The 22242-nt window shown below is 70.7% G+C and carries 7 protein-coding genes; 4 read left to right on the top strand and 3 right to left on the bottom strand.

The annotated features are described in order from the left end of the window. Positions 1-9 precede the first annotated feature (9 nt). From rfbB to E1285_RS23530, 3 genes are read right to left on the bottom strand one after another with little or no spacing between them, the layout of a single operon-like run. Positions 10-972, bottom strand: coding sequence for a dTDP-glucose 4,6-dehydratase (rfbB, locus tag E1285_RS23540; protein ID WP_132155591.1), 963 nt, complete (start codon positions 970-972; stop codon positions 10-12). A gap of 5 nt (positions 973-977) precedes the next feature. Continuing rightward, positions 978-1964 carry an aldo/keto reductase gene (locus E1285_RS23535; protein ID WP_132155587.1) on the bottom strand — a complete coding sequence of 329 codons (987 nt, stop codon included), beginning with the start codon at positions 1962-1964 and terminating at the stop codon, positions 978-980. A 23-nt stretch (positions 1965-1987) separates the two neighbouring features. Beyond that, positions 1988-3454 carry an NDP-hexose 2,3-dehydratase family protein gene (locus E1285_RS23530; protein ID WP_243722996.1) on the bottom strand — a complete coding sequence of 489 codons (1467 nt, stop codon included), beginning with the start codon at positions 3452-3454 and terminating at the stop codon, positions 1988-1990. A 219-nt stretch (positions 3455-3673) separates the two neighbouring features. Here E1285_RS23530 and E1285_RS23525 point away from each other — a divergent pair, with 219 nt between their 5' ends. The 4 genes from E1285_RS23525 to E1285_RS23510 all read left to right on the top strand — a co-directional run. Beyond that, on the top strand, positions 3674-4849 hold the full coding sequence (locus tag E1285_RS23525) for a DegT/DnrJ/EryC1/StrS family aminotransferase (RefSeq protein WP_132155577.1): 1176 nt from the start codon (positions 3674-3676) through the stop codon (positions 4847-4849). A 1-nt stretch (position 4850) separates the two neighbouring features. Next, positions 4851-10232, top strand: coding sequence for a type I polyketide synthase (locus tag E1285_RS23520; RefSeq protein WP_132155575.1), 5382 nt, complete (start codon positions 4851-4853; stop codon positions 10230-10232). 31 nt (positions 10233-10263) lie between these two features. Then, entirely contained in the window at positions 10264-15090 is a 4827-nt protein-coding gene (locus E1285_RS23515; protein WP_132155573.1) for a type I polyketide synthase, read from the top strand. Positions 15091-15267: 177 nt separating this feature from the next. Beyond that, a partial coding sequence (locus E1285_RS23510) for a type I polyketide synthase (RefSeq protein WP_132155571.1) occupies positions 15268-22242 on the top strand: 6975 nt, incomplete at its 3' end.

Genomic DNA, 22242 nt, shown 5'->3' with positions numbered 1-22242 from the left:
CACGCGGAGCTATACCTTGAGGGGCTTCCACCAGCCGGGGTTGTCCAGGTACCACTGGATCGCCTCGGCCAGACCCGTGTGGAAGGGGATGGCGGGGCGGTAGCCCAGCCGCCGCAGCTTGGTGTCGTCCAGCGAGTACCGGCGGTCATGGCCCTTGCGGTCCGCAACGTGTTCGACCATCTCCCAGCCCATGCCCAGGGCGCTCAGCAGCCGCTCGGTCAGCGTCCGGTTGGTCAACTCCGCCGATCCGGCGATGTGGTGGACCTCGCCCGCCGATCCGTGCTCGGCCACCAGTTGGATGCCTCGACAGTGGTCGTCGACGTGGACCCAGTCGCGCTCGTTGCCGCCGTCCCCGTAGAGGGGGACCTTCTTGCCCTCCAGCAGGTTGGTGACGAAGAGCGGGATGACCTTCTCGGGGTGCTGGTAGGGGCCGTAGTTGTTACCGCATCGTGTGACGCGCACGTCCAGCCCGTGGGTACGCGCCAAGGCCAAGGCGAGCAGGTCTCCGCCCGCCTTGGCGGCCGAGTAGGGGGAGTTGGGTGAGATCGGCGCATCCTCGGTCCACGAGCCGTGCGGGATGCTCCCGTAGACCTCGTCGGTGGACACATGGATCAGGCGGTCCACCCCTGCGTCGAGGCATGCCTGCGCGAGCCGGTGCGCGCCCACGACGTTGGTCAGCGTGAACTCGTCCCCGCTGGCGATGGACCGGTCGACGTGCGTCTCGGCGGCGAAGTTGACGACGACGTCATGGCCGCCGGCCAGGTCTGACACCAGGTCCACGTCGCAGATGTCGCCGCGCACGAACGTGAAGCCGCCCTCGACGGGCTGGAGGTTGGCCAGGTTCCCGGAATAGGTGAGCTTGTCCAGGACGGTGACCGACGCGCCCGCCCAGGCCGGATAACCGCCGGTCACGAGCGTGCGGACGTAGTGGGAACCGATGAATCCGGCGCCCCCGGCGACCAGGATGCGCATCCGGGTCACCAGGCCCACGCTTCCGGCGCCGGGCCGCCGTTGCCGATCGGCGGGAACAGCCGGTCGATCCTGGCCAGGACGTCCTCGTCCAGCCGCATCTCCAGCGCGCGGCGGGCGCCGTCCAGGTGCTCGGGCGTACGCGGCCCCACGACGATCGAGGTGACCCCGGGACGGGACAGCACCCACGCCATGGCCAGCTCGGCGGGGTCCGTTTCGAGTTCGGCGCACAGCTTCTCGTACTCGGCGATCGTGTCGCGTCCCCTCTCCAGCGCGACCATGGCCCGGCCCTGCGCGGTCTTGACGGCCGTCCCCTGCTCGAGTTTGCGCAGCGCGCCGCCCAGCAGCCCGCCGTGCAGCGGCGACCAGGCGAGCACGCCGATGCCGTACGCCTGCGCGGCCGGGATCAGTTCCATCTCGACGTGGCGGGTCACGAGGTTGTAGACGCACTGCTCGGACGTGATGCCCAGGAAGTGCCGCCGGTCGGCCGCCTCCTGCGCGGCCACCAGATGCCAGCCCGCGAAGTTCGACGACCCGACGTAGCGGATCTTGCCCTGCTGGACCAGCGTCTCCATCGCCTGCCAGACCTCCTCCCAGGGGGCCGACCGGTCGACGTGGTGCATCTGGTAGAGGTCGATCCAGTCGGTGCCGAGCCGGCGCAGCGACGCCTCGCACGCCGCGATGATGTGCCGGGCGGACAGCCCCTGGTCGTTGGGCCGGTCGCTCATCGGGTTGAAGACCTTGGTGCCCAGCACGACCCGGTCCCGCCGGCCGCCGCCGAGCGCGAGCCACTCGCCGATGACCTCCTCGGTGAACCCGCGCCGCACCTGCCAGCCGTACTGGTCCGCGGTGTCGAAGAAGTTGATGCCCTGCTCCAGCGCCTGGTCCATGAGCTGGAGGCTCTCGTCCGTGCTCATCCTGACGCCGAGGTTGAGCGTGCCGAGGCAGAGCCGGCTGACACGCAGCGCGGTCCGGCCCAGCCGTGCGTACTGCATGTCCGGGGTTTCCAGTGCGTCCGTCATGACCGTCCGATCAGGCTGTGCAGGCAGGCGACGAGGCTGCGCGCCTCCACGTTCAGGTAGTGGGAGTGGCGCAGCAGCCGGGCGAGCTGGTGGAGGGTGACCCAGCGGAAGTCGGAGTCTTCGAGCCGCGGGTCGGCGTCGGTCTCGACCGCCATGTACCGGTTCTGCGCGTGGTAGAAGCGGCCGCCCTCCTCCGACAGCACGGTGTCGAACAGGACGCGGTCCGGCTCGGCCTCCAGCACGCTCTGCAGGAACCGCAGATGCGCAGGCGGCGGGCCGGGCGCGTAGTTGCCGGGCGTGCACTGCACGGTGGGACCGAACTCGATGGCGTCCGCGTACCCGGGCCTCGTGTCGGGGCGGGCCAGCACATGCAGCACCCCGTCGATGCGGGTGACCAGGAACGCCACGATCCCGATGCCGCGGGGCTCGATCATCGGCTGGGTCCACTGGCCGACCTCGCGGCTGCCGGCCTTGACGTCGACCGCCATGATGTCGAAGTACAGCCCGTCCTCGTGCGAGATGGCGTACTCCGAACGCGTCCAGCCCTTGACCTCGTTGAGCGGCATGGTGCGGGTCCGCAGTTCCGTTCGGGCGCGGGCCTCGGTGACCCAGCTCTGGATCTCCGTGAGCGGGTGCACGCCGCCGACGTCGCTGTCGCACGAACGGACGACCGCGTCGCCCGGCCCGCCGCCGGGGCTCAGCGCCTCCGCCGGTCCCGGCCCCGCGAACGGCAGGCAGGCCAGCACCGTGCGCGCGTCCATGTTGACCACGTCGTCGATCGCCAGTAGCCCGTGCAGCTGGCCGAGGGTCAGCCAGCAGAAGCCGTCCAGCACCTCGATGTCGCCGTCCACCTCGACGACGATGTTGCGGTTGCGCTTGCGGTTGAACCAGGAGCCCTGCTCGGACTGCAGGACGTCCGCCAGCACCCGGTACCGCGAGGCTTCCCGGAAGTACTCCAGATAGGGCACACGGCCGCCGCCGTGCACCCGCATGTAGTTGCTCCGGGTCGCCTGAACGGTGGGAGAGAGCTGAACCCCGTTGTGATTACCCGGCTCGTTCTTGGCCTGCATCAGGAAGTGCAGGACGCCGTCGAACTCCCGCGCCAGGATTCCGAGAATCCCGATTTCCGGCTGGTTGATGATGGGCTGGTTCCAGTTCGGCACAGGGCCGTCCGGCATCCGCACGTCCAGCCCTTCCACGGTGAAGAACCGGCCGCTTCGATGCGCGATCTCCCCGGTGCCCGGTACCGTTTCCCAGCCCTCCAGGGCGGACAACGGAATCCTGCGGACCTCGGCGACGTCATTCCGCACGCGTTCGGCGTACCAGCGCTGGAATTCGGCCGTGCCGGTGACCACGCCTTCACCGCACAACGCCGACTCCGTGACCCGCACGGCCATCCGGGCGGTGCCGTGCCGGTCGGCGGGTTTCAGCGTCAGCGCAGGGTCGGGAAGGGTTCTGGTCACGGAAACTCCTCAGCGCGCGACAGCGACGCGGCCGAGCCTAATAATTGTTCTCCGGCGTTGGGAAGGCGGCCGGACGAAATGTGGTGTCGCGAGGCGTTCCAGCAGGGTGAGCGCGGAAAACCAAGGGGGCGGGACAGTTTTTACTAGGGGCCGACCCCCTTAACAGAGGGTCTGAATAGGGGTTGAGTCCGACGGAGGCCGGGGAATTACGATTCCCTTGTGCCTGAACTCCCCAAGTTCGACGAACCGCTCCATGTCGGCCGACCGAATATCGGCGACTCGGGCGAGCTGCGCAAGCACATCGACGCCGCCCTGGACCGCCGCTGGCTGACCGACGGGCCGCTCGTCCGGGAGTTCGAGGAGCGGATCGCCGAGCTCGCCGGCACCGCACACTGCGTCGCGACCTGCAACGCCACCGTGGGCATCCAGCTCGCCGCCAGAGCCTGCGGGATCGAACCCGGCGACGAAGTGATCGTTCCCGCCTTCACCTGGGTGGCGACCGCGCACGCGCTCAGCTGGATCGGCGCCGTTCCCGTCTTCTGCGACGTCGACGAGGAAACCGCGAATCTGTTCTCCGGCGCGGTGGAAAAGGTCCTGTCACCCGCCACCCGCGGCATTCTCGGAGTGCATGTCTTCGGCCGCCCCTGCCCGATAGACCCGCTGACCGAACTGGCCGGCCGGCACGGCGTTCCGCTTTTGTTCGACGCCGCGCACGGGCTGGGCTCCACCTATCAGGGACGGCCGGTAGGCGGCTTCGGCGAAGCCGAGGTCTTCAGCTTCCACGCCACCAAGTTCGTCAACAGCTTCGAAGGCGGCGCGGTGGTGACCGACAATGCCGAACTCGCCGCACGCGTCCGCGCAATGCGCAATTTCGGTATCGGCGCGGACGGCACGGTCGAGTCGCCGGGCACGAACGCGAAAATGAACGAGGCCGCCGCGGCCATGGGCCTGACCTCGCTGGGAGTCATGGACGAACTCATTGAGGCCAACCGGTTCAACCATGAACGCTATGCCGAAGGCCTGGCCGGCATCCGCGGCGTCCGGGTGCGCACGCAGGAACCCGGTGAACGCGCCAACCACCAGTACCTCATCGTCGAGATCGACGCGGCGGCCGCCGGCGTCCACCGGGACCATGTGCACCAGGTCCTCATGCGGCAGAACGTCCTGTCCCGGCGGTACTTCTACCCGGGCTGCCACCAGCTCGAACCGTACCGCGCCCGCCCGGAGCGTCATGCACCCCAGTCGCTGGCCAACTCCGAGGCGCTGGCCGAGCGGGTCCTCGCGCTGCCGACCGGCACCGCCGTCGGCGCCGCTGAGATCGCCGGCGTCTGCGAGATCATCCGGCTCACCGTCGAGGCCGCGTCCGCCGGATCAGATCGCCTGAGGGGAGGGTGAGATGGCCGACGAGGAGAAGTTGCTGGCGTACCTGAAGCGGACGACCGCCGATCTCCGCGATGCCCGCCGGCGGCTCGCCGAGGCGGAGGACGGCGCGCACGAGCCCATAGCGATCGTGGGCATGAGCTGCCGGCTGCCCGGCGGGGTGCGCACGCCGGACGAGCTGTGGACGCTGGTGGCCGACGGGGTCGACGCCGTCGCTCCTTTCCCGGCGGACCGCGGCTGGGACGTGGAAGGGCTGTACGACCCGGACCCGGACCGAGCGGGCAAGAGCTACGTGCGCACGGGCGGTTTCCTGGACGACATCGCGCACTTCGACGCCGGCTTCTTCGGGATCCCCCCGCGCGAGGCGCTGGCGATGGACCCGCAGCAGCGATTGCTGCTGGAGGCGTCGTGGGAGGCGTTCGAGCACGCGGGGATCGTTCCCGCGGCACTTCGCGGCACCCGCACCGCCGTCTTTGGCGGGGTCATGTACTGCGACTACGGCACCGGAACGTCCAGGCTCCCGGGGGACCTCGAAGGCTATGCGGCCAACGGCAACACCGGGAGCATCATCGCGGGGCGGGTGTCGTACCTGTTCGGCCTTGAGGGACCTTCGGTGTCGGTCGACACCGCGTGTTCGTCGTCGCTGGTGGCGCTGCACCTGGCCGTCCAGGCGCTCCGGCAGGACGAGTGCTCGCTGGCCCTGGCGGGCGGGGTGACGGTCATGACCGTCCCCAACATGTTCACCGAGTTCAGCCGGCAGCGGGCCCTCTCGCCGGATGGCCGGTGCAAGGCCTTCGGGGCCGGCGCCGACGGCACCGGCTGGGCCGAGGGTGTCGGCGTCGTGCTGCTGGAGCGGTTGTCGGACGCCGAGCGTAACGGTCACCGAGTGCTGGCGGTGGTGCGCGGGTCGGCGGTCAACCAGGACGGGGCCAGCAGCGGGTTCACAGCACCGCACGGGCCGTCGCAGCAGCGGGTGATCGCCCAGGCGCTGACCAACGCGCGGGTGCCGGCCGATCAGGTCGACGCGGTGGAGGCGCACGGAACCGGTACGAAACTCGGCGATCCGATCGAGGCGCAGGCGCTGATGGCCGCTTACGGCGAGGACCGGCCGGTGGGTCGGCCGTTGTGGTTGGGGTCGTTGAAGTCGAACATCGGTCATGCTCAGGCGGCTGCGGGTGTGGCGGGTGTGATCAAGATGGTCATGGCCATGCAGGCGGGGATGTTGCCGCGGACGTTGCATGTGGATGAGCCCAGTCCGCATGTGGACTGGTCGGGTGGGGCGGTGCGGTTGCTGACCGAGCCGCAGCCTTGGGAACCCAATGGTCATCCGCGGCGGGCGGGGGTGTCCTCGTTCGGGATCAGCGGCACCAACGCCCACGTGATTCTGGAAGAGGCGCCTGCGGCGGAGCCGCAGCCTGAGCCTGAGCTGCGGGTGGAGTTGCCGGTGGTGCCGTGGGTGCTCTCGGCCAAGTCCGAGGCCGGGCTGCGCGCCCAGGCGCAGCGGCTGGCCGAGCATGTGGCGGATCGTGAACTGGATCCGGCCGATGTGGGGTTCTCGCTGGCCACCGGCCGCGCCCACCTGGAACACCGTGCGGTGGTGCTGGGCGCCGACCCCGACGAACTCCTGACCGGACTGGACAGCGTCACGGGTCGGACTGTCGTTGGTGGGCGGTTGGCGGTGGTGTTCTCCGGTCAGGGCAGCCAGCGCACCGGCATGGGCCAAGACCTGTACGCCGCGTTCCCGGTGTTCGCCGACGCCTTCGATGAGGTGATGGCCCATTTCCCTGAGCCGTTGCGTCAGGTGATGTGGGACAACACCGACGGCGACGGCGGCGGGTTGGGGCAGACGGGGTGGGCGCAGCCGGCGCTGTTCGCGGTTGAGGTGGCGTTGTTCCGGTTGCTGGAAGCATGGGGGGTGCGGCCGGACTACCTGGCCGGGCACTCCATCGGAGAGCTGGCCGCGGCACACGTCGCCGGGGTGTGGTCGCTGGCGGATGCGGCGGTGCTGGTGGCGGCGCGGGGCCGGTTGATGCAGGCCCTGCCGCCGGGTGGGGCGATGACCGCGATCCGCGCCACCGAAGACCAGGTTCGGGCCCATCTGGTGGACGGGGTGGAGGTAGCGGCGGTCAACAGCCCGGACGGTGTGGTGATCTCCGGCCGCGAAGACGCGGTCGCCCAAGTCGCGGCGCAGTTCGACAGGGTGCGGCCGTTGCCGGTCTCGCATGCGTTCCATTCGGTGTTGATGGATCCGATGCTGGCCGAGTTCGAACACATCGCCGCGAGCGTGTCCTACCGGCCGCCTGCGGTGCCGATCGTGTCCAACCTGACCGGCGAGGTGGCCGACCCCGAACAGTTGTGCACCCCGGCCTACTGGGTGCGGCACGTCCGCGAGGCCGTCCGCTTCCACGACGGTGTGCAGACCCTGCGCGGCCACGGCGTCACCACGTTCCTGGAGGTCGGCCCGGATGCCGCGCTGACCGCCACGGCCGATCCCGGCGATGAGGCGGAGTTCGTGGCTGTCCAGCGCCGTGATCGGGATCAGGCCCGCCAGTTGCTGTCGGCGGTCGGGGAGTTGCACACCCGCGGTGTTCTGGTCGATTGGGCGGCGCTGTTCACCGGTGCTCAACGGGTCGACCTGCCGACCTATGCCTTCCAGCGGCAGCGGTTCTGGCTCGACTCGGTCGCCGTCCCGGCCGATCCGGCAGCGGCGGGGCAGCAGAACGCCGATCATCCGTTGCTGGCGGCGATGGTGGCGCTGCCCGGCAGCGATGGTGTGGCTTGGACCGGGCGCTTGTCGTTGGACGCTCATCCGTGGCTGGCCGACCACACCGTCACCGGAACGGTGCTGCTGCCCGGCACCGCGTTCGTGGAACTGGCGCTGTTCGCCGGTGAACAGGTCGGCTGTCCCACGATCGAGGAACTCACCTTGCACCATCCGCTGGTGCTGTCGCCCGATCAGGGCGCCGCGATCCAGGTCACCGTGGCCGGGCCGGACGAGGCCGGTCACCGTACGGTGGAGGTCCATTCCCGTCCCGAGGGCAGCGCCGACTCACTGTGGACGGTGCATGCGACCGGGACGGTGGGTCTCAGCACTGTCGAGGTGCGGGCCGGTGCGGGGGTGTGGCCGCCCGAGGGGGCCGTCGCGGTGCCGGTGCAGGAGTTCTACGATCGGCTGGCCGATCAGGGACTCGCCTACGGCCCGTCCTTCCAGGGCCTGCAGACGGCCTGGCGGCGCGGCGGGGAGGTCTTCGCCGAGATCGCGGTCACCGGCCTGGAAGTGGGCGGGTATGGCATCCACCCCGCACTGCTGGACGCCGCACTACACACAGCCTTCCTACACACCAACACCGACAGCACCGACACCGACACCGGCAGCACCGACACCGGCACCGACAGCAGCGGCAGCGGCTCCGGCTCGGGCTTGGGGGTGGCGGTGCCGTTCAGCTGGAGCGGCATCGGGTTGCACGCCGCCGGCGCGACCGCGCTGCGCGTCCATCTCCCCGACCCGCAGACCCTGCACATCACCGACACCGCCGGGGCACCGGTGGCCACCGTCACCACCGTCACCACACGCCCCCTGACCACCGGCCCGGCCGCCGCCACCCACAACTCCCTGTTCCGTATGGACTGGGTTCCTGTGGTCGTCACGGCGTCCGCGCCGGACACTCCGGAGATCGTCAGGGTGGACGACAAGGTGGAGTCGCCCGGGGACCTTCCCGGTCGAGTGCGCGCGGTCACCAACCGGGTGCTCGCGCTGCTGCAGCAGCGGCCGGCCGAAGAGGCGGCGACGGCTCCACTGCTGCTGGTGACGCGCGGTGCGCTGGCCGTCCAACCCGGTGATGACGTCACGGATCTCGCCCAGGCGGCCGTCTGGGGCCTGGTCCGCTCGGCTCAGGAGGAGGACCCGGGCCGGGTGGTGCTGGTCGACCTGGACGGTAGCGACTTTCCAGCAGACCTGGCCGCTCAGGCCATCGCCTCGGGCGAACCGCAGCTGGCTGTACGCGACGGTCGGCTCCTGGCGCCCCGGCTGGCGCGGGTGGACGGGGCGGATGCTGCCACCGGATGGGACCCCGACGGCACGGTACTGATCACCGGAGGAACCGGCGGGCTGGGGAGCCTGGTGGCCCGGCATCTGGTCCGCGAGCACGGTGTTCGGTGGCTGTTGCTGACCAGCCGCCGTGGCCAGTCCGCCGATGGCGCGATGGAACTGGCCGCCGAGCTGACCGGCCTTGGCGCGACCGTCCGCATCAGCGCGTGCGACGTGGCCGACCGGGACGCGGTCGCCAAACTGCTGGAGGAGGTGCCGGCCGAGCGTCCACTGCGCGCAGTCGTGCATGCCGCGGGCGTCCTCGACGACGGCGTGATCTCGTCGCTGGATCCGCAGCGAATGGACGCTGTGCTGCGACCGAAAGTGGATGCGGCATGGCATCTGCACGAGCTGACCCGCGATATGGATCTGTCGGCGTTCGTGTTGTTCTCGTCGGTCGCCGGTGTGCTGGGCGGGCCGGGGCAGGGCAACTACGCGGCCGCCAACGCGTTCCTGGACCAGCTGGCCAACCATCGGCGAGCACACGGCCTGCCGGCCCAGTCCCTGGCCTGGGGACCCTGGTCACAGGTCGCCGGGATGGCCGACGACCTCGATGAGGTCGGCCGTTCCCGAATGGCGCGGGGCGGCGTGCGTCCGCTGTCGGTGGAAGAAGGTCTGTTGCTGTTCACGACGGCCTCGGCGGCAGGCGGGCCCGCGCTGGTCCCCGCACGGTTGGACCTCGCGGCGCTGCGCCAATCAGGCGAGGACGTAGCGGCGGTGTTCCGGAACCTGATCCCCGTCCCCAACCGGCGGTCTGCGCAGGCGGGTGCCGAGGCCATGTCCGAACGCCTGGCCGGCCTTCCCGCCGATGAGCGTGAACGTACGTTGCTCGATCTGATCCGCGCCCACGCCGCGGAACTGCTCGGGCACCCGCCTGCGGTGATCGAGCCCGCCCGCAGTTTCCAGGATCTGGGTGTGGAGTCGCTGGTCGCGGTGGAGTTGCGCAATCGGCTCAGGTCCCACACCGGCCTCACGCTGGCCACCGCCGTGATCTTCGACTATCCGAGCCCCGCCCTGCTCGCCCGGCATCTGGCCGGACGACTTGACGACAACGGCCGGGCGGCCGTCCGTTCCGCGTTCGCGGAAATTGAGCGACTTGAGGCGATGCTCGCCGCGCTGGACGCGTCCGGGGGCGGGAACGCCGAGGTGACCGTCCGCCTGGAGGCGCTACTGCGCAAGTGGCAGGACAAACTCGGTGATCCGGCGGAACGTCCCGGATCGGATACCGATTACGCCTCCGCGACCGACGAGGAATTGTTCGAGGTCCTTGACAGCGAACTCGGGATCTCGTCCGCGGAACGGCACGACTGAACGACTTTGCCGAGAAAGCGACTGATGCCGGATGGCCGATAACGAGAAGCTGCGCGACTACCTGCGGCGCGCTACCACCGACCTGCAGCAGACCCGGCGGCGGTTGCGCGAGGTCGAGGCCGGCTTGCGCGAGCCGATCGCGATCATCGGCATGAGCTGCCGGTTCCCGGGCGGGGTGGAGACCCCCGCGGAGCTGTGGCGGCTGGTGGCCGACAGCGTCGACGCCGTCAGCCCATTTCCGGTGGACCGCGGCTGGGAGGATGGCGTCCGGTACGACCCCGACCCGGACCGCCCGGGGACGACCTACACCCGCGAGGGCGGGTTCCTGAACGGCATCGCCGAGTTCGATCCGGGGTTCTTCGGGATCAGTCCGCGTGAGGCGCTGGCGATGGACCCGCAGCAGCGGTTGCTGCTGGAGACCTCGTGGGAGGCCCTGGAGCACGCGGGGGTCGCTCCGCTGTCGCTGGGCGAGACCCGCACCGCCGTCTTCGCAGGTGCGATGTACCACGACTACACCACCCGATCCCTCCAGGTGCCCGAGGACGTCGGAGGCTATGTGATGACCGGCAACTCGGCCGCCGTGCTGTCCGGCCGGGTGGCTTACGCCCTAGGGCTGCAAGGCCCTGCCGTCACCGTCGACACCACGTGCTCCTCCTCGCTGGTCACTATCCACTTGGCCTGCGAGTCATTGCGGAGGGGGGAGAGTGAGCTGGCCTTGGCCGGTGGTGCCACGGTCATGTGCACACCTGAGGTTTTCGTGGAGTTCAGTCGGCAGCGGGCGCTGTCGCCTGATGGCCGGTGCAAGTCGTTTGCGGCGTCGGCCGATGGGGTCGGGTGGTCTGAGGGTGCCGGCGTTGTGCTGCTGGAGCGGTTGTCGGACGCTGAGCGTAATGGTCATCGGGTGTTGGCGGTGGTGCGTGGGTCGGCGGTGAATCAGGATGGTGCTTCCAATGGTTTGACCGCTCCTAATGGGCCGTCGCAGCAGCGGGTGATCGCGCAGGCGCTGGGCGGGGCGGGGCTCAGTCCCGGCGAGATCGATGCCGTTGAGGCGCACGGCACCGGCACCACTCTGGGCGACCCCATCGAAGCCCAGGCGTTGATCGCCGCCTACGGCGAGGACCGGCCGGAGGGTCGGCCGTTGTGGCTGGGTTCCCTGAAGTCGAACATCGGCCATGCTCAGGCGGCTGCCGGGGTGGCGGGCGTCATCAAGATGGTCATGGCCATGCAGGCGGGGACGTTGCCGCGGACGTTGCATGTGGATGAGCCCAGTCCGCATGTGGACTGGTCGGCGGGTTCGGTGCGGTTGCTGACCGAGCCGCAGCCCTGGGAGCCCAACGGGCATCCGCGGCGGGCGGGGGTGTCCTCGTTCGGGATCAGCGGCACCAACGCCCACGTCATCCTCGAAGAAGCACCCGCTGCGCACTCCGCCTCTGAGCCTGAGCCGCGGGTGGAGTTGCCGGTGGTGCCGTGGATGCTCTCCGCCAAATCCGAGGCCGGTCTGCACGCCCAGGCGCAGCGGCTGGCCGGGCACGTGGCAGATCGTGATCTGGATCCGGCCGATGTGGGGTTCTCGCTGGCCACCGGCCGCGCCCATCTGGAGCACCGTGCGGTGGTGCTGGGCGCCGACCGCGATGAACTCCTGGCCGGGCTGGACGGTGTCACGGGTCGGACTGTCGTGGGTGGGCGGTTGGCGGTGGTGTTCTCCGGTCAGGGCAGCCAGCGCACCGGCATGGGCCAAGACCTGTACGCCGCGTTCCCGGCGTTCGCCGACGCCTTCGACGAAGTCATGACCCATTTCCCCGAACCGCTCCGCCAGGTGATGTGGAACGACAACCAAGACGACGGTGGGTTGGGGGATACCGGGTGGGCGCAGCCCGCGCTGTTCGCCATCGAGGTGGCGTTGTTCCGGTTGCTGGAAGCATGGGGGGTGCGGCCGGACTACCTGGCCGGGCACTCCATCGGAGAGCTGGCCGCGGCACACGTCGCTGGGGTGTGGTCACTGCCCGACGCGGCGGTGCTGGTGGCGGCGCGGGGCCGGTTGATGCAGGCCCTGCCCACGGGTGGGGCGATGACGGCGATCCGCGCCACCGAAACCCAGGTTCAGGCCCATCTGGTGGACGGGGTGGAGGTCGCGGCGGTCAACAGCCCGGACGGTGTGGTGATCTCCGGCCGCGAAGACGCCGTCGCCCAAGTCGCGGCGCACTTCGAGACGGCGCGGCCGCTGCCGGTCTCGCATGCGTTCCATTCGGTGTTGATGGATCCGATGCTGGCCGAGTTCGAACACATCGCCGCGAGCGTGTCCTACCGGCCGCCCGCGGTGCCGATCGTGTCCAACCTGACCGGTGACCTCGCCGACCCCGACCAGCTGTGCACCCCGGCCTACTGGGTGCGGCACGTCCGCCAAGCCGTGCGTTTCCACGACGGTGTGCAGACCCTGCGCGGCCACGGTGTCACCACGTTCCTGGAGGTCGGCCCGGATGCCGCGTTGACCGCTACGGCCGACCCCGGCGATGAGGCGGAGTTCGTGGCCGTCCAGCGCCGTGATCGGGATCAGCCCCGCCAGTTGCTGTCGGCGGTCGGGGAACTGCACACGCGCGGTGTTCCGGTCGATTGGGCGGCGCTGTTCCCCGGCGCCCAACGAGTCGACCTGCCCACCTACCCCTTCCAACGCCAGCGGTACTGGATGGACAGCACGCCCGCTGCGGCGGTGGCAGCCACAGGCACGACGGCCGCTGAGACCGCCTTCTGGGCGGCCGTCGAGCAAATGGACGCCCGTGGCCTGGCCGACGATCTGGGGGTCGAGCTGACGCAGTTGGACGACCTGTTGCCTGCCCTGGCGTCCTGGCGTGGCCGGGCGCGGGAGCAGGACGCCATGGACCGGCGCCGCTACCGGATCACCTGGTTTCCCCTGACCGCGCAGCAGCGGTCGCAGAGCCCGTTGACCGGTACCTGGCTGCTTCTGGTACCGGCCGGGCACCAGGATCGCCGGCTGCCCGAAGCCGTCGCGGCAGCGCTGGGCGCACGTGGTGCGCACGTGGTGCCGATCCCGGTCGACGGCGCAGACCGCGAGCGCATCGCCGCCGAGCTTCGCGGCCATATCGAACCGGCCCCGGCCGGCGTGCTGTCGTTGCTCGCGCTCGACGAGCGCGCGGACCCGCACCACCGGACGCTCTCCAGCGGCGCCGCCGCGACGGTCGCCCTCGTCCAGGCGCTGGCCGACCTTGATGTCACCGCGCCGCTGTGGTGTCTCACCTCCGGAGGCGTGGCCGGGCAGCCGGACCCGATCAGCCCGGCGCAGGCCATGGTCTGGGGGCTGGGCACGGTGCTGGCCGTCGACCATCCGGACACTTGGGGAGGCTTGGTCGATGTTCCCGGCGCTTTGGACGACCGCACGGCCGCGCTGCTGTGCGGCGTGCTCGCCGCCACCGGAGGCGAGGATCAGCTCGCGATCCGGCCCGGCGGCATCTTCGCGCGCAGGATGATCCGCGCCCAGGAGGGCGAGCGGCCTGCGGCCCGTCCCTGGCGGCCGCGCGGCACGGTGCTCGTCACCGGAGGCACCGGCGCGCTCGGGGCCCAGGTCGCGCGCTGGCTGGCCGCCGGTGGAGCGGACCACGTGGTGCTCACCAGCCGCCGGGGCCCCGCGGCCGAGGGCGCCGCGGACCTGCACGCCGAGCTGTCCGCGCTGGGCGCCCGGGTCACGGTCGCCGCCTGCGACGTCACCGACCGGGCTTCGCTGGGCCGGCTGCTGGACTCGCTGCCCGGCGAGGAGCCGCTGACCGCCGTCGTGCACGCGGCCGGCACGATGCACGGCGAGGCGCGGGTGCCCGAGCTCAGCATCGCCGAGTTCGAGGAGATCGGCCATGCGAAGGTCGCCGGTGCGGCGAACCTCGACAACCTGCTCGGGGACCGGGCATTGGACGCCTTCGTGCTGTTCTCCTCAAGTGCCGCGGCATGGGGGAGTGCCGGCCAAGCCGCCTACGCCGCCGCGAACGCCTACCTTGATGCGCTCGCCCACCGCCGCAGGGCGCGCGGTCTGACCGCGACCGCCATCGCGTGGGGTCCCTGGAGCGGTGGAGGCATGGTCAACGCCGAAGCGGACTCGCTGCTGCGCCGTATCGGAGTGCCGCCACTGGAACCGGGGTCGGCGCTGGACGTGCTGGGCCGGGCCCTCGACCACGACGAGACCCATCTGGTGGTCGCCGATATCGAGTGGTCCCGGTTCGTGCCCGCCTACACCGCCGCCCGCCCCCGGCCGCTGCTGTTCGCGCTGCCCGAGGTGAAGGAGATCCTGGCGGCGCACGGCGCCGCAGGCGAGGCCGAGGAGCGGGCCGCGGCCGCTGCGGATCTCGCGGACCGGCTGGCCGGGCTCCCCGCGACGGAACGCGTCCGGTCGCTGATCGAGCTGGTGAGCTCGCATGCCGCGCAGGTGCTCGGCTACCAGGAGGGCGGCGAGATCGAGCCGGCGCGGGCGTTCAAGGACGTCGGCTTCGACTCGATGACCGCGGTGGACCTCCGCAACCGGCTGGGCGCCGCGACGGGGCTCCCGTTGCCCACCACGCTGGTGTACGACTACGCCACCCCGGCGGCGCTGGCCGGACACCTGCACGCCGAGTTCTTCCCGGATGGCCGGACGAGCGCAGAGCCCGTGCTGGCCGATCTCGATCGGCTCGAAGCGGCGGTCACGGCGCTGGCGCCCGAGGAAATCGAACGGACGCATATCACGGCACGGCTACAGTCGCTCATCGCGAAGCTCAACCAGACCCTTGGCGAGGCCGACGGCGCGGTGACCGTCGACCTGGAAATGGCGAGCGCCCAGGACGTCTTCTCGTTCATCGATAACGAGCTCGGGCTGTCGTGATTTCGGTTCCCAGGTAGGCCGGGGGGTCAGGGGTCCTCTAGGGGCGAGCTAGGGGTTGGCCCGCACAATGGTCGCTCGGTAATCTAGACAAAAGCGAAAATGCCTGCAATATGCATAATTCTATTTAGCCGTGTCCATGGCTTCGGGGCTCCTAATTGCATGCAGTGAGGTGAAATTGTGGGAAACGATGAGAAGTTTCTCGACTATCTCAAGCGAGTGAGCACCGAACTGCAGCAGACCCGCCAGCGGTTGCAGCAGGTCGAAGCCCAGGACAGCGAACCGATCGCGATCGTCGCAATGGGCTGCCGGTTCCCCGGCGGCGTCAGCTCGCCTGAGGAACTGTGGCGGCTGGTCGCCGCCGGCGAGGATGCGATTTCACCATTCCCGGAGGATCGGGGCTGGGACCTGGACGCATTGTTCGACGGCGACCTTGATCGCCCCGGCACCACGTACGCGCGCGCGGGCGGGTTCGTCGACGACATCGGGCACTTCGACGCCGGCTTCTTCGGCATCTCCCCGCGCGAGGCGCTGGCGATGGACCCGCAGCAACGGCTGATGCTGGAAGTCGCCTGGGAGACCATCGAGCGGGCCGGCATCGATCCGGAGTCGGTGCGCGGCACACGGGTGGGCGTGTTCGGCGGCTCGGGCGGCCAGGACTACGGCGAGCTGATCGCTGGACGGCCCGAGGTCGCGGAGGCGTACCTGGGCACCGGTTCCACGGGCGCGGTCATCACCGGCCGTGTCTCGTACACGCTGGGCTTGGAAGGACCGGCCGTGACGGTCGACACCGCCTGCTCGTCGTCGCTGGTGGCGCTGCATCTGGCGTGCCAGTCGCTGCGGCGCAGGGAGTGCACCCTTGCACTGGCGGGCGGGGTGACGCTGATGTCGAAGCCCGAGCCTTTCATCGCCTTCAGCCGGCAGGGCGGGCTGGCGGCCGACGGGCGCTGCAAGCCGTTCGCCGATGGCGCCGACGGCACGGGGTGGGCCGAGGGCGTCGGCCTGCTGCTGCTGGAGCGGCTGTCGGACGCCCGCCGAAACGGCCACCGGGTACTGGCGGTGGTACGGGGTTCGGCCATCAATCAGGACGGGGCGTCCAACGGGCTGACGGCACCGAACGGCCCGTCGCAGCAGCAGGTGATCCGGCAAGCGCTGGCCAACGCGCAGGTACCGGCGGATCAGGTCGATGTGGTCGAGGGGCACGGCACCGGGACACGGCTGGGCGATCCCATCGAGGCGCAGGCGCTGTTCGCCGCATACGGCCAGGGTCGGCCGCAGGAGCGGCCGCTGTGGCTGGGCTCGGTGAAGTCGAATATCGGCCATGCCCAGGCCGCAGCCGGCATCGCGGGCGTGATCAAGATGGTCATGGCGATCCGTGCCGAGACGCTGCCCGTGACACTGCATGTCGACGAGCCGACCCGGCATGTGGACTGGTCGGCCGGGGCCGTACGGCTGCTGACCGCGTCGCGGCCATGGGAGGCCGGCGATCACCCTCGGCGGGCGGCCGTGTCCTCGTTCGGAGTCAGCGGCACGAACGCGCACGTGATCGTAGAACAGGCGCCGGTCGCCGAAACCGAACCGGAGCCTGGGCCGGTGCCTGGGCGGACCGGCCCGGCGGCGAGGCCGTTCCTGCTGTCCGCCAAGACCAAGGAGGCGCTGGCCGCCCAGGCACAACGGCTGAAGTCATCCCTGGAGACCGACAGTCTGCTCGATGTGGCCTACTCGCTGGCCACCACCCGTGCCGCCTTGGAAACCCGCGCCGTCATCCTGGCCGGAACGCCCGCGGACCTGGGCCAAGGCATAGACGCCTTGATCACTGAAACTCCAAGCCCCGGCGTGGTACGAGGGGTGGCCGGCAACGGGAAGCTGGCTCTGCTGTTCTCCGGTCAGGGCAGCCAGCGCACCGGCATGGGCCGAGAGCTGTATGCGGCGTTCCCGGTGTTCGCCGAGGCTTTCGATGAGGTGATGGCCCATTTCCCTGAGCCGTTGCGTCAGGTGATGTGGGACAACACCGACGGCGACGGCGGCGGGTTGGGGCAGACGGGGTGGGCGCAGCCCGCGTTGTTCGCGGTTGAGGTGGCGTTGTTCCGGTTGCTGGAAGCATGGGGGGTGCGGCCGGACTACCTGGCCGGGCACTCCATCGGAGAACTGGCCGCAGCACACGTCGCCGGGGTGTGGTCACTGCCCGACGCGGCGGTGCTGGTGGCCGCCCGGGGCCGGTTGATGCAGGCCTTGCCGCCGGGTGGGGCGATGACCGCGATCCGCGCCACCGAAACCCAGGTTCAGGCCCATCTGGTGGACGGGGTGGAGGTAGCGGCGGTCAACGCCCCGGATGCGGTGGTGATCTCTGGTGACGCCGACGCGGTCGCCCAAGTCGCGGCGCGGTTCGACCGGGTGCGGCCGTTGCCGGTCTCACACGGCTTCCATTCGGTGTTGATGGATCCGATGCTGGCCGAGTTCGAGGACATCGCCGCGAGCGTGTCCTACCGGCCGCCCGCGGTGCCGATCGTGTCCAACCTGACCGGTGACCTCGCCGACCCCGACCAGCTGTGCACCCCGGCCTACTGGGTGCGGCACGTCCGCGAGGCCGTCCGCTTCCACGACGGTGTGCAGACCCTGCGCGGCCACGGTGTCACCACCTTCCTGGAGGTCGGCCCGGATGCCGCGCTGACCGCCACCGCCGACCCCGGCGACGACGCCCAGTTCGTGGCCACCCTGCGACGCGACCGCCCGGAACCGCGCGAAGTGATGTCCGCGATAGGACGTCTTTTCGTCCGCGGCGTTCCGATCGACCGGGCCGCGCTGTTCGCCGGTAGCGGCGCCAAGCAGGTCGACCTGCCGACCTACGCCTTCCAGCGCAAGCGCTACTGGATCGAAGGGGCGGCCTCGGGCGACCCGGGCGCGGTGGGCCTGGGGTCGGTCGAGCATCCGCTGCTGGGCGCGGCGGTCACGCTCGCCGATTCCGATGGCGTGGTGCTCACCGGCAGGTTGTCGCTGCGATCGCATCCATGGCTGGCCGACCACGCGGTGATGGAAACGGTGCTGCTGCCCGGCACCGGGTTCGTCGAGCTGGCCGTCCGCGCCGGCGACGAAGTCGGCTGCCCGGTCATCGACGACCTCACCATCGAGGCCCCGCTGGTGTTCCCCACCCGCGGCGAGACCGTCCTGCAGGTCATCATCGGTCCGCCGGACCGGTCGGGCGGCCGTCCGGTCGCGATCTACTCGCGCCCGCAGGAAGCCGACCAGGAATCCTGGCTCCGCCACGCCAGTGGCACGGTCATGCCCGAGACCGGCGAGACCCCGCCGGCCGAGCTCACGGTCTGGCCGCCGGAGAACGCGGTCGCGTTGCCGGTCGACGGTCTCTACCAGCGACTCGTCGAGCAGGGCTTTCAGTACGGTCCCGCGTTCCAGGGCCTGCGGGCGGCGTGGCGCCGGGGCGCGGACATGTTCGGTGAGATCGTGCTGCCCGAGGCGGCGGGCGAGGCCGCCGCGTTCGGCCTGCACCCCGCGCTGCTGGACGCCGCGATGCAGCCCCGCTTCCTTGACGGCGACGACGGCGGCATGGGGGAGACCTCCATCCCGTTCTCGTGGAACCGCGTCACCCTGCACGCTGCCGGTGCCTCGGTGCTGCGGGTGCGGCTGTCGCCTCACGGGTCGGGCCTGCGGATGACCGTGGCCGACGGCACCGGGGCGCCGGTCATGTCGGTGGAGTCGCTGGTGGCGCGTCCGGTGTCGGCCGAGCAGCTCAACGCCTTCCAGAACGCAAGGCCGGACTCGCTGTTCCGGGTCGAGTGGGTCGGTGCGACCGCACCGTCTCCCGCCGACGGTCACTGGGCGCTGCTCGGACCCGACGCGTACGGCGTCGGCGGCCGCGTGAAGACTCAGCACGACGACATGGCCGCGCTGGACGGGGACACCCCTGACGTCGTGGTGGCCTGCTGCACGACGGACCCGGCCCTCGACATGCCCGCCCAGATCCGCGCGGCCACCGCTCATGCCCTGGAACTGCTGCAGGGCTGGCTCGCCGCGGAACGGCCGGCGTCCTCGCGGCTGGTACTGGTGACGCGGGGCGCGATGGCCGCCCAGCCCGGAGACGGGGTCACCGATGCCGCGCAGGCCGCCGTGTGGGGCCTCGTGCGGTCGGCGCAGGCCGAGAGCCCGGACCGGTTCGTGCTGGTCGATCTTGACGAGGAGGCGGAGTCGACGGCCGCGCTGGCGGCCGTGGTCGCCTCGGACGAGCCGCAGGTCGCGGTCCGCGGCGGGACGTTGCTGGTGCCCAGGCTGGCCCGCGCCACCGGGCTCGCGCCGGCGCCCGCCCCGCGATGGGACCCCACCGGGACCGTGTTGATCACCGGTGGCACTGGCGGGCTGGGCAGCCTGGTCGCGCGGCATCTCGTGACCGAGCACCAGGTTCGCCGGCTGCTGCTGGTCAGCCGCCGCGGCATGGCGGCCGAGGGCGCCGCGGAGGTCGTGGCGGAATTGACGGAGCTCGGCGCGCACGTACGTGTCGAAGCCTGCGACGTGGGCGACAAGGCGTCCCTCGCGGCGCTGCTGGCCGGCATCGACCCCGAGTGGCCGCTGTCGGGTGTCGTCCATGCGGCGGGTATCGCCGACAACGGCGTGATCGGCGCGCTGACGCCCGAACGGCTCGACGAAGTGCTGCGCGCCAAGGCCGACGCGGCCTGGCACCTGCACGAGCTGACCCGCGACATGCCGCTGCCGGCGTTCGTACTGTTCTCCTCCTCGTCGAGCGTGGTCGACGGCCCCGGCCAGGGCAACTACGCGGCGGCCAATGCGTTCCTGACGGCGCTGGCCCAGCATCGGCACGCCCAAGGGCTGGCCGGCCAGTCGCTCGCGTGGGGCCTGTGGGGCGAAGGCCGCGGCATGGTCGAGCAGCTCCGGGACTCCGACCGGCAGCGGGTCAACCGGTGGGGCATGGTCGAGCTGACCACCGCCGCGGGTCTGGACTTGTTCGACGAGGCGACCATGTTCGCCGAGCCCGCGCTGGTGCCGGTGCAACTGGACACCGCGGCCATCCGTACCCGGGGCGACGGCGTTCCGCCCATCCTCAGCGGCCTGGTACGGCGCCCCGCCCGCCGTGTCGCCGAGACCGGACCGGCCCCGGACGGTCCGGCACTGGCCCAGCGGCTGGCCGGGCTGCCGGACGGCGAACGGGACCGCGTGGTGCTGGAGCTGGTCCGTACCAACGTCGCGTCCGTGCTGGGCCACGACTCCGCCGATGCCGTCGAACCGGCCCGGGCGTTCCGGGAGCTCGGCTTCGACTCCCTCACCGGGGTCGAACTCCGGAACCGGCTCAGAACCGTCACCGGCCTGCCGATCCCGGCCACCGTCGTCTTCGATTACCCCAGCAGCCGAGCACTGGCCGACTTTCTGCTGGCCGAGTCGACGGGCGCCGGTCCGGACCACGCCGCCCCGGTCGTCCCGGTGGGGGCCGGTGACGAACCCGTCGCGATCGTGGGCATGGCCTGCCGATACCCCGGCGGCGTCACCGGTCCCGCGGAGCTGTGGCGGCTGGTCGCCGACGGCGGCGACGGGATCACCTCGGAGATTCCCGCCGATCGCGGCTGGGACGCGCACCGGCTGCTGGACCCCGAGCTCAGCCGCCCCGAGACGACCTACGTCCTGGACGGCGGCTACCTCTACGACGCCGGTGAGTTCGACTGCGAACTGTTCGGCATCTCCCCGCGCGAGGCGCACAGGCTCGACCCCCAGCTACGGGTGCTGCTGGAGGCGTCTTGGGAGGCGTGCGAGCGCGCCGGCATCGACCCGACGTCACTGAAGGGCAGCCCGACCGGAGTATTCGCTGGGCTGATGCACCACGACTACGTCGCCAGCGCCATCCAGGGCAGTGTGATCTCCGGCCGTGTCTCCTACACGCTCGGCCTGGAGGGGCCGTCCGTCACCGTCGACACTGCATGTTCCTCCTCGCTGGTCGCGATTCACTTCGCGGCCCAGGCGCTGCGCCAAGGCGAGTGCACGCTGGCACTGGCCGGCGGCGTTTCGGTGATGGCGACCCCCGACATGTTCACGGAGTTCAGCAAGCAAGGCGCGCTCTCGCCCGACGGCAGATGCAAGTCCTTCGCCGCGTCCGCCGACGGCACGGGCTGGGGCGAAGGCGTGGGCGTGCTCGTCCTGGAACGGCTGTCGGACGCCCGCCGCAACGGCCACCCGGTGCTTGCCGTGGTGCGTGGCAGTGCCGTCAACCAGGACGGCGCCTCCAACGGCTTCACCGCGCCGAACGGGCCGTCCCAGCAGCGCGTGATCCGGCAGGCACTGGGCGTCGCCGGATTGACGGGCGACCAGGTCGACGCGGTGGAGGCGCACGGCACCGGCACGAAGCTGGGCGATCCGATCGAGGCCCAGGCGTTGATCGCCACCTACGGCCAGCAGCGGCCGGAGGGGCGTCCGTTGTGGCTGGGGTCGTTGAAGTCGAACATCGGCCATACCCAGGCGGCTGCCGGGGTCGCGGGTGTGATCAAGATGGTCATGGCCATGCAGGCGGAGACGCTGCCGCGGACGTTGCATGTGGATGAGCCCAGTCCGCATGTGGACTGGTCGGGTGGGGCGGTGCGGCTGCTGACCGAGCCGCAGCCCTGGCAGTCCAACGGGCATCCGCGGCGTGCGGGCGTCTCCTCATTCGGACTGAGCGGCACCAACGCCCACGTGATCATCGAGCAGCCACCGGCGGCGGAGGCGCGGCCCGACTCTGAGCCGGTGGCGCTGCTCGCGGTGCCGGTGGTGCCGTGGGTGCTCTCCGCCAGATCCGAGGCCGGGCTGCGCGCCCAGGCGCAGCGGCTGGCCGAGCATGTGGCGGATCGTGGGCTGGATCCGGCCGATGTGGGGTTCTCGCTGGCCACCGGCCGGGCTCATCTGGAGCACCGTGCGGTGGTGTTGGGCGCCGACCGGGAGGAGTTGCTGGCCGGGCTGGACGGTGTCACGGGTCGTTCGGTTGTTGGTGGGCGGTTGGCGGTGGTGTTCTCCGGTCAGGGCAGCCAGCGGCTGGGGATGGGCCGAGACCTGTACGCCGCGTTCCCGGTGTTCGCCGACGCCTTCGACGAGGTGATGGCCCATTTCCCCGACCAGTTGCGGCAGGTGATGTGGAACGACAACGACGGCGGCGGGTTGGGGCAGACG

It is taken from the genome of Actinomadura sp. 7K507 (genome assembly GCF_004348425.1).
In the GTDB taxonomy this organism is placed as follows: domain Bacteria; phylum Actinomycetota; class Actinomycetes; order Streptosporangiales; family Streptosporangiaceae; genus Spirillospora.
Note: the sequence above shows the minus strand (reverse complement) of the source record. Positions and strands in the feature narration are given on the sequence as shown.

Coding starts and splice junctions, on each gene's coding strand:
- rfbB (WP_132155591.1), bottom strand. CDS start 972: ATGCGCATCCTGGTCGCCGGGGGCGCCGGATTCATCGGTTCCCACTAC.
- E1285_RS23535 (WP_132155587.1), bottom strand. CDS start 1,964: ATGCAGTACGCACGGCTGGGCCGGACCGCGCTGCGTGTCAGCCGGCTC.
- E1285_RS23520 (WP_132155575.1), top strand. CDS start 4,851: ATGGCCGACGAGGAGAAGTTGCTGGCGTACCTGAAGCGGACGACCGCC.
- E1285_RS23515 (WP_132155573.1), top strand. CDS start 10,264: ATGGCCGATAACGAGAAGCTGCGCGACTACCTGCGGCGCGCTACCACC.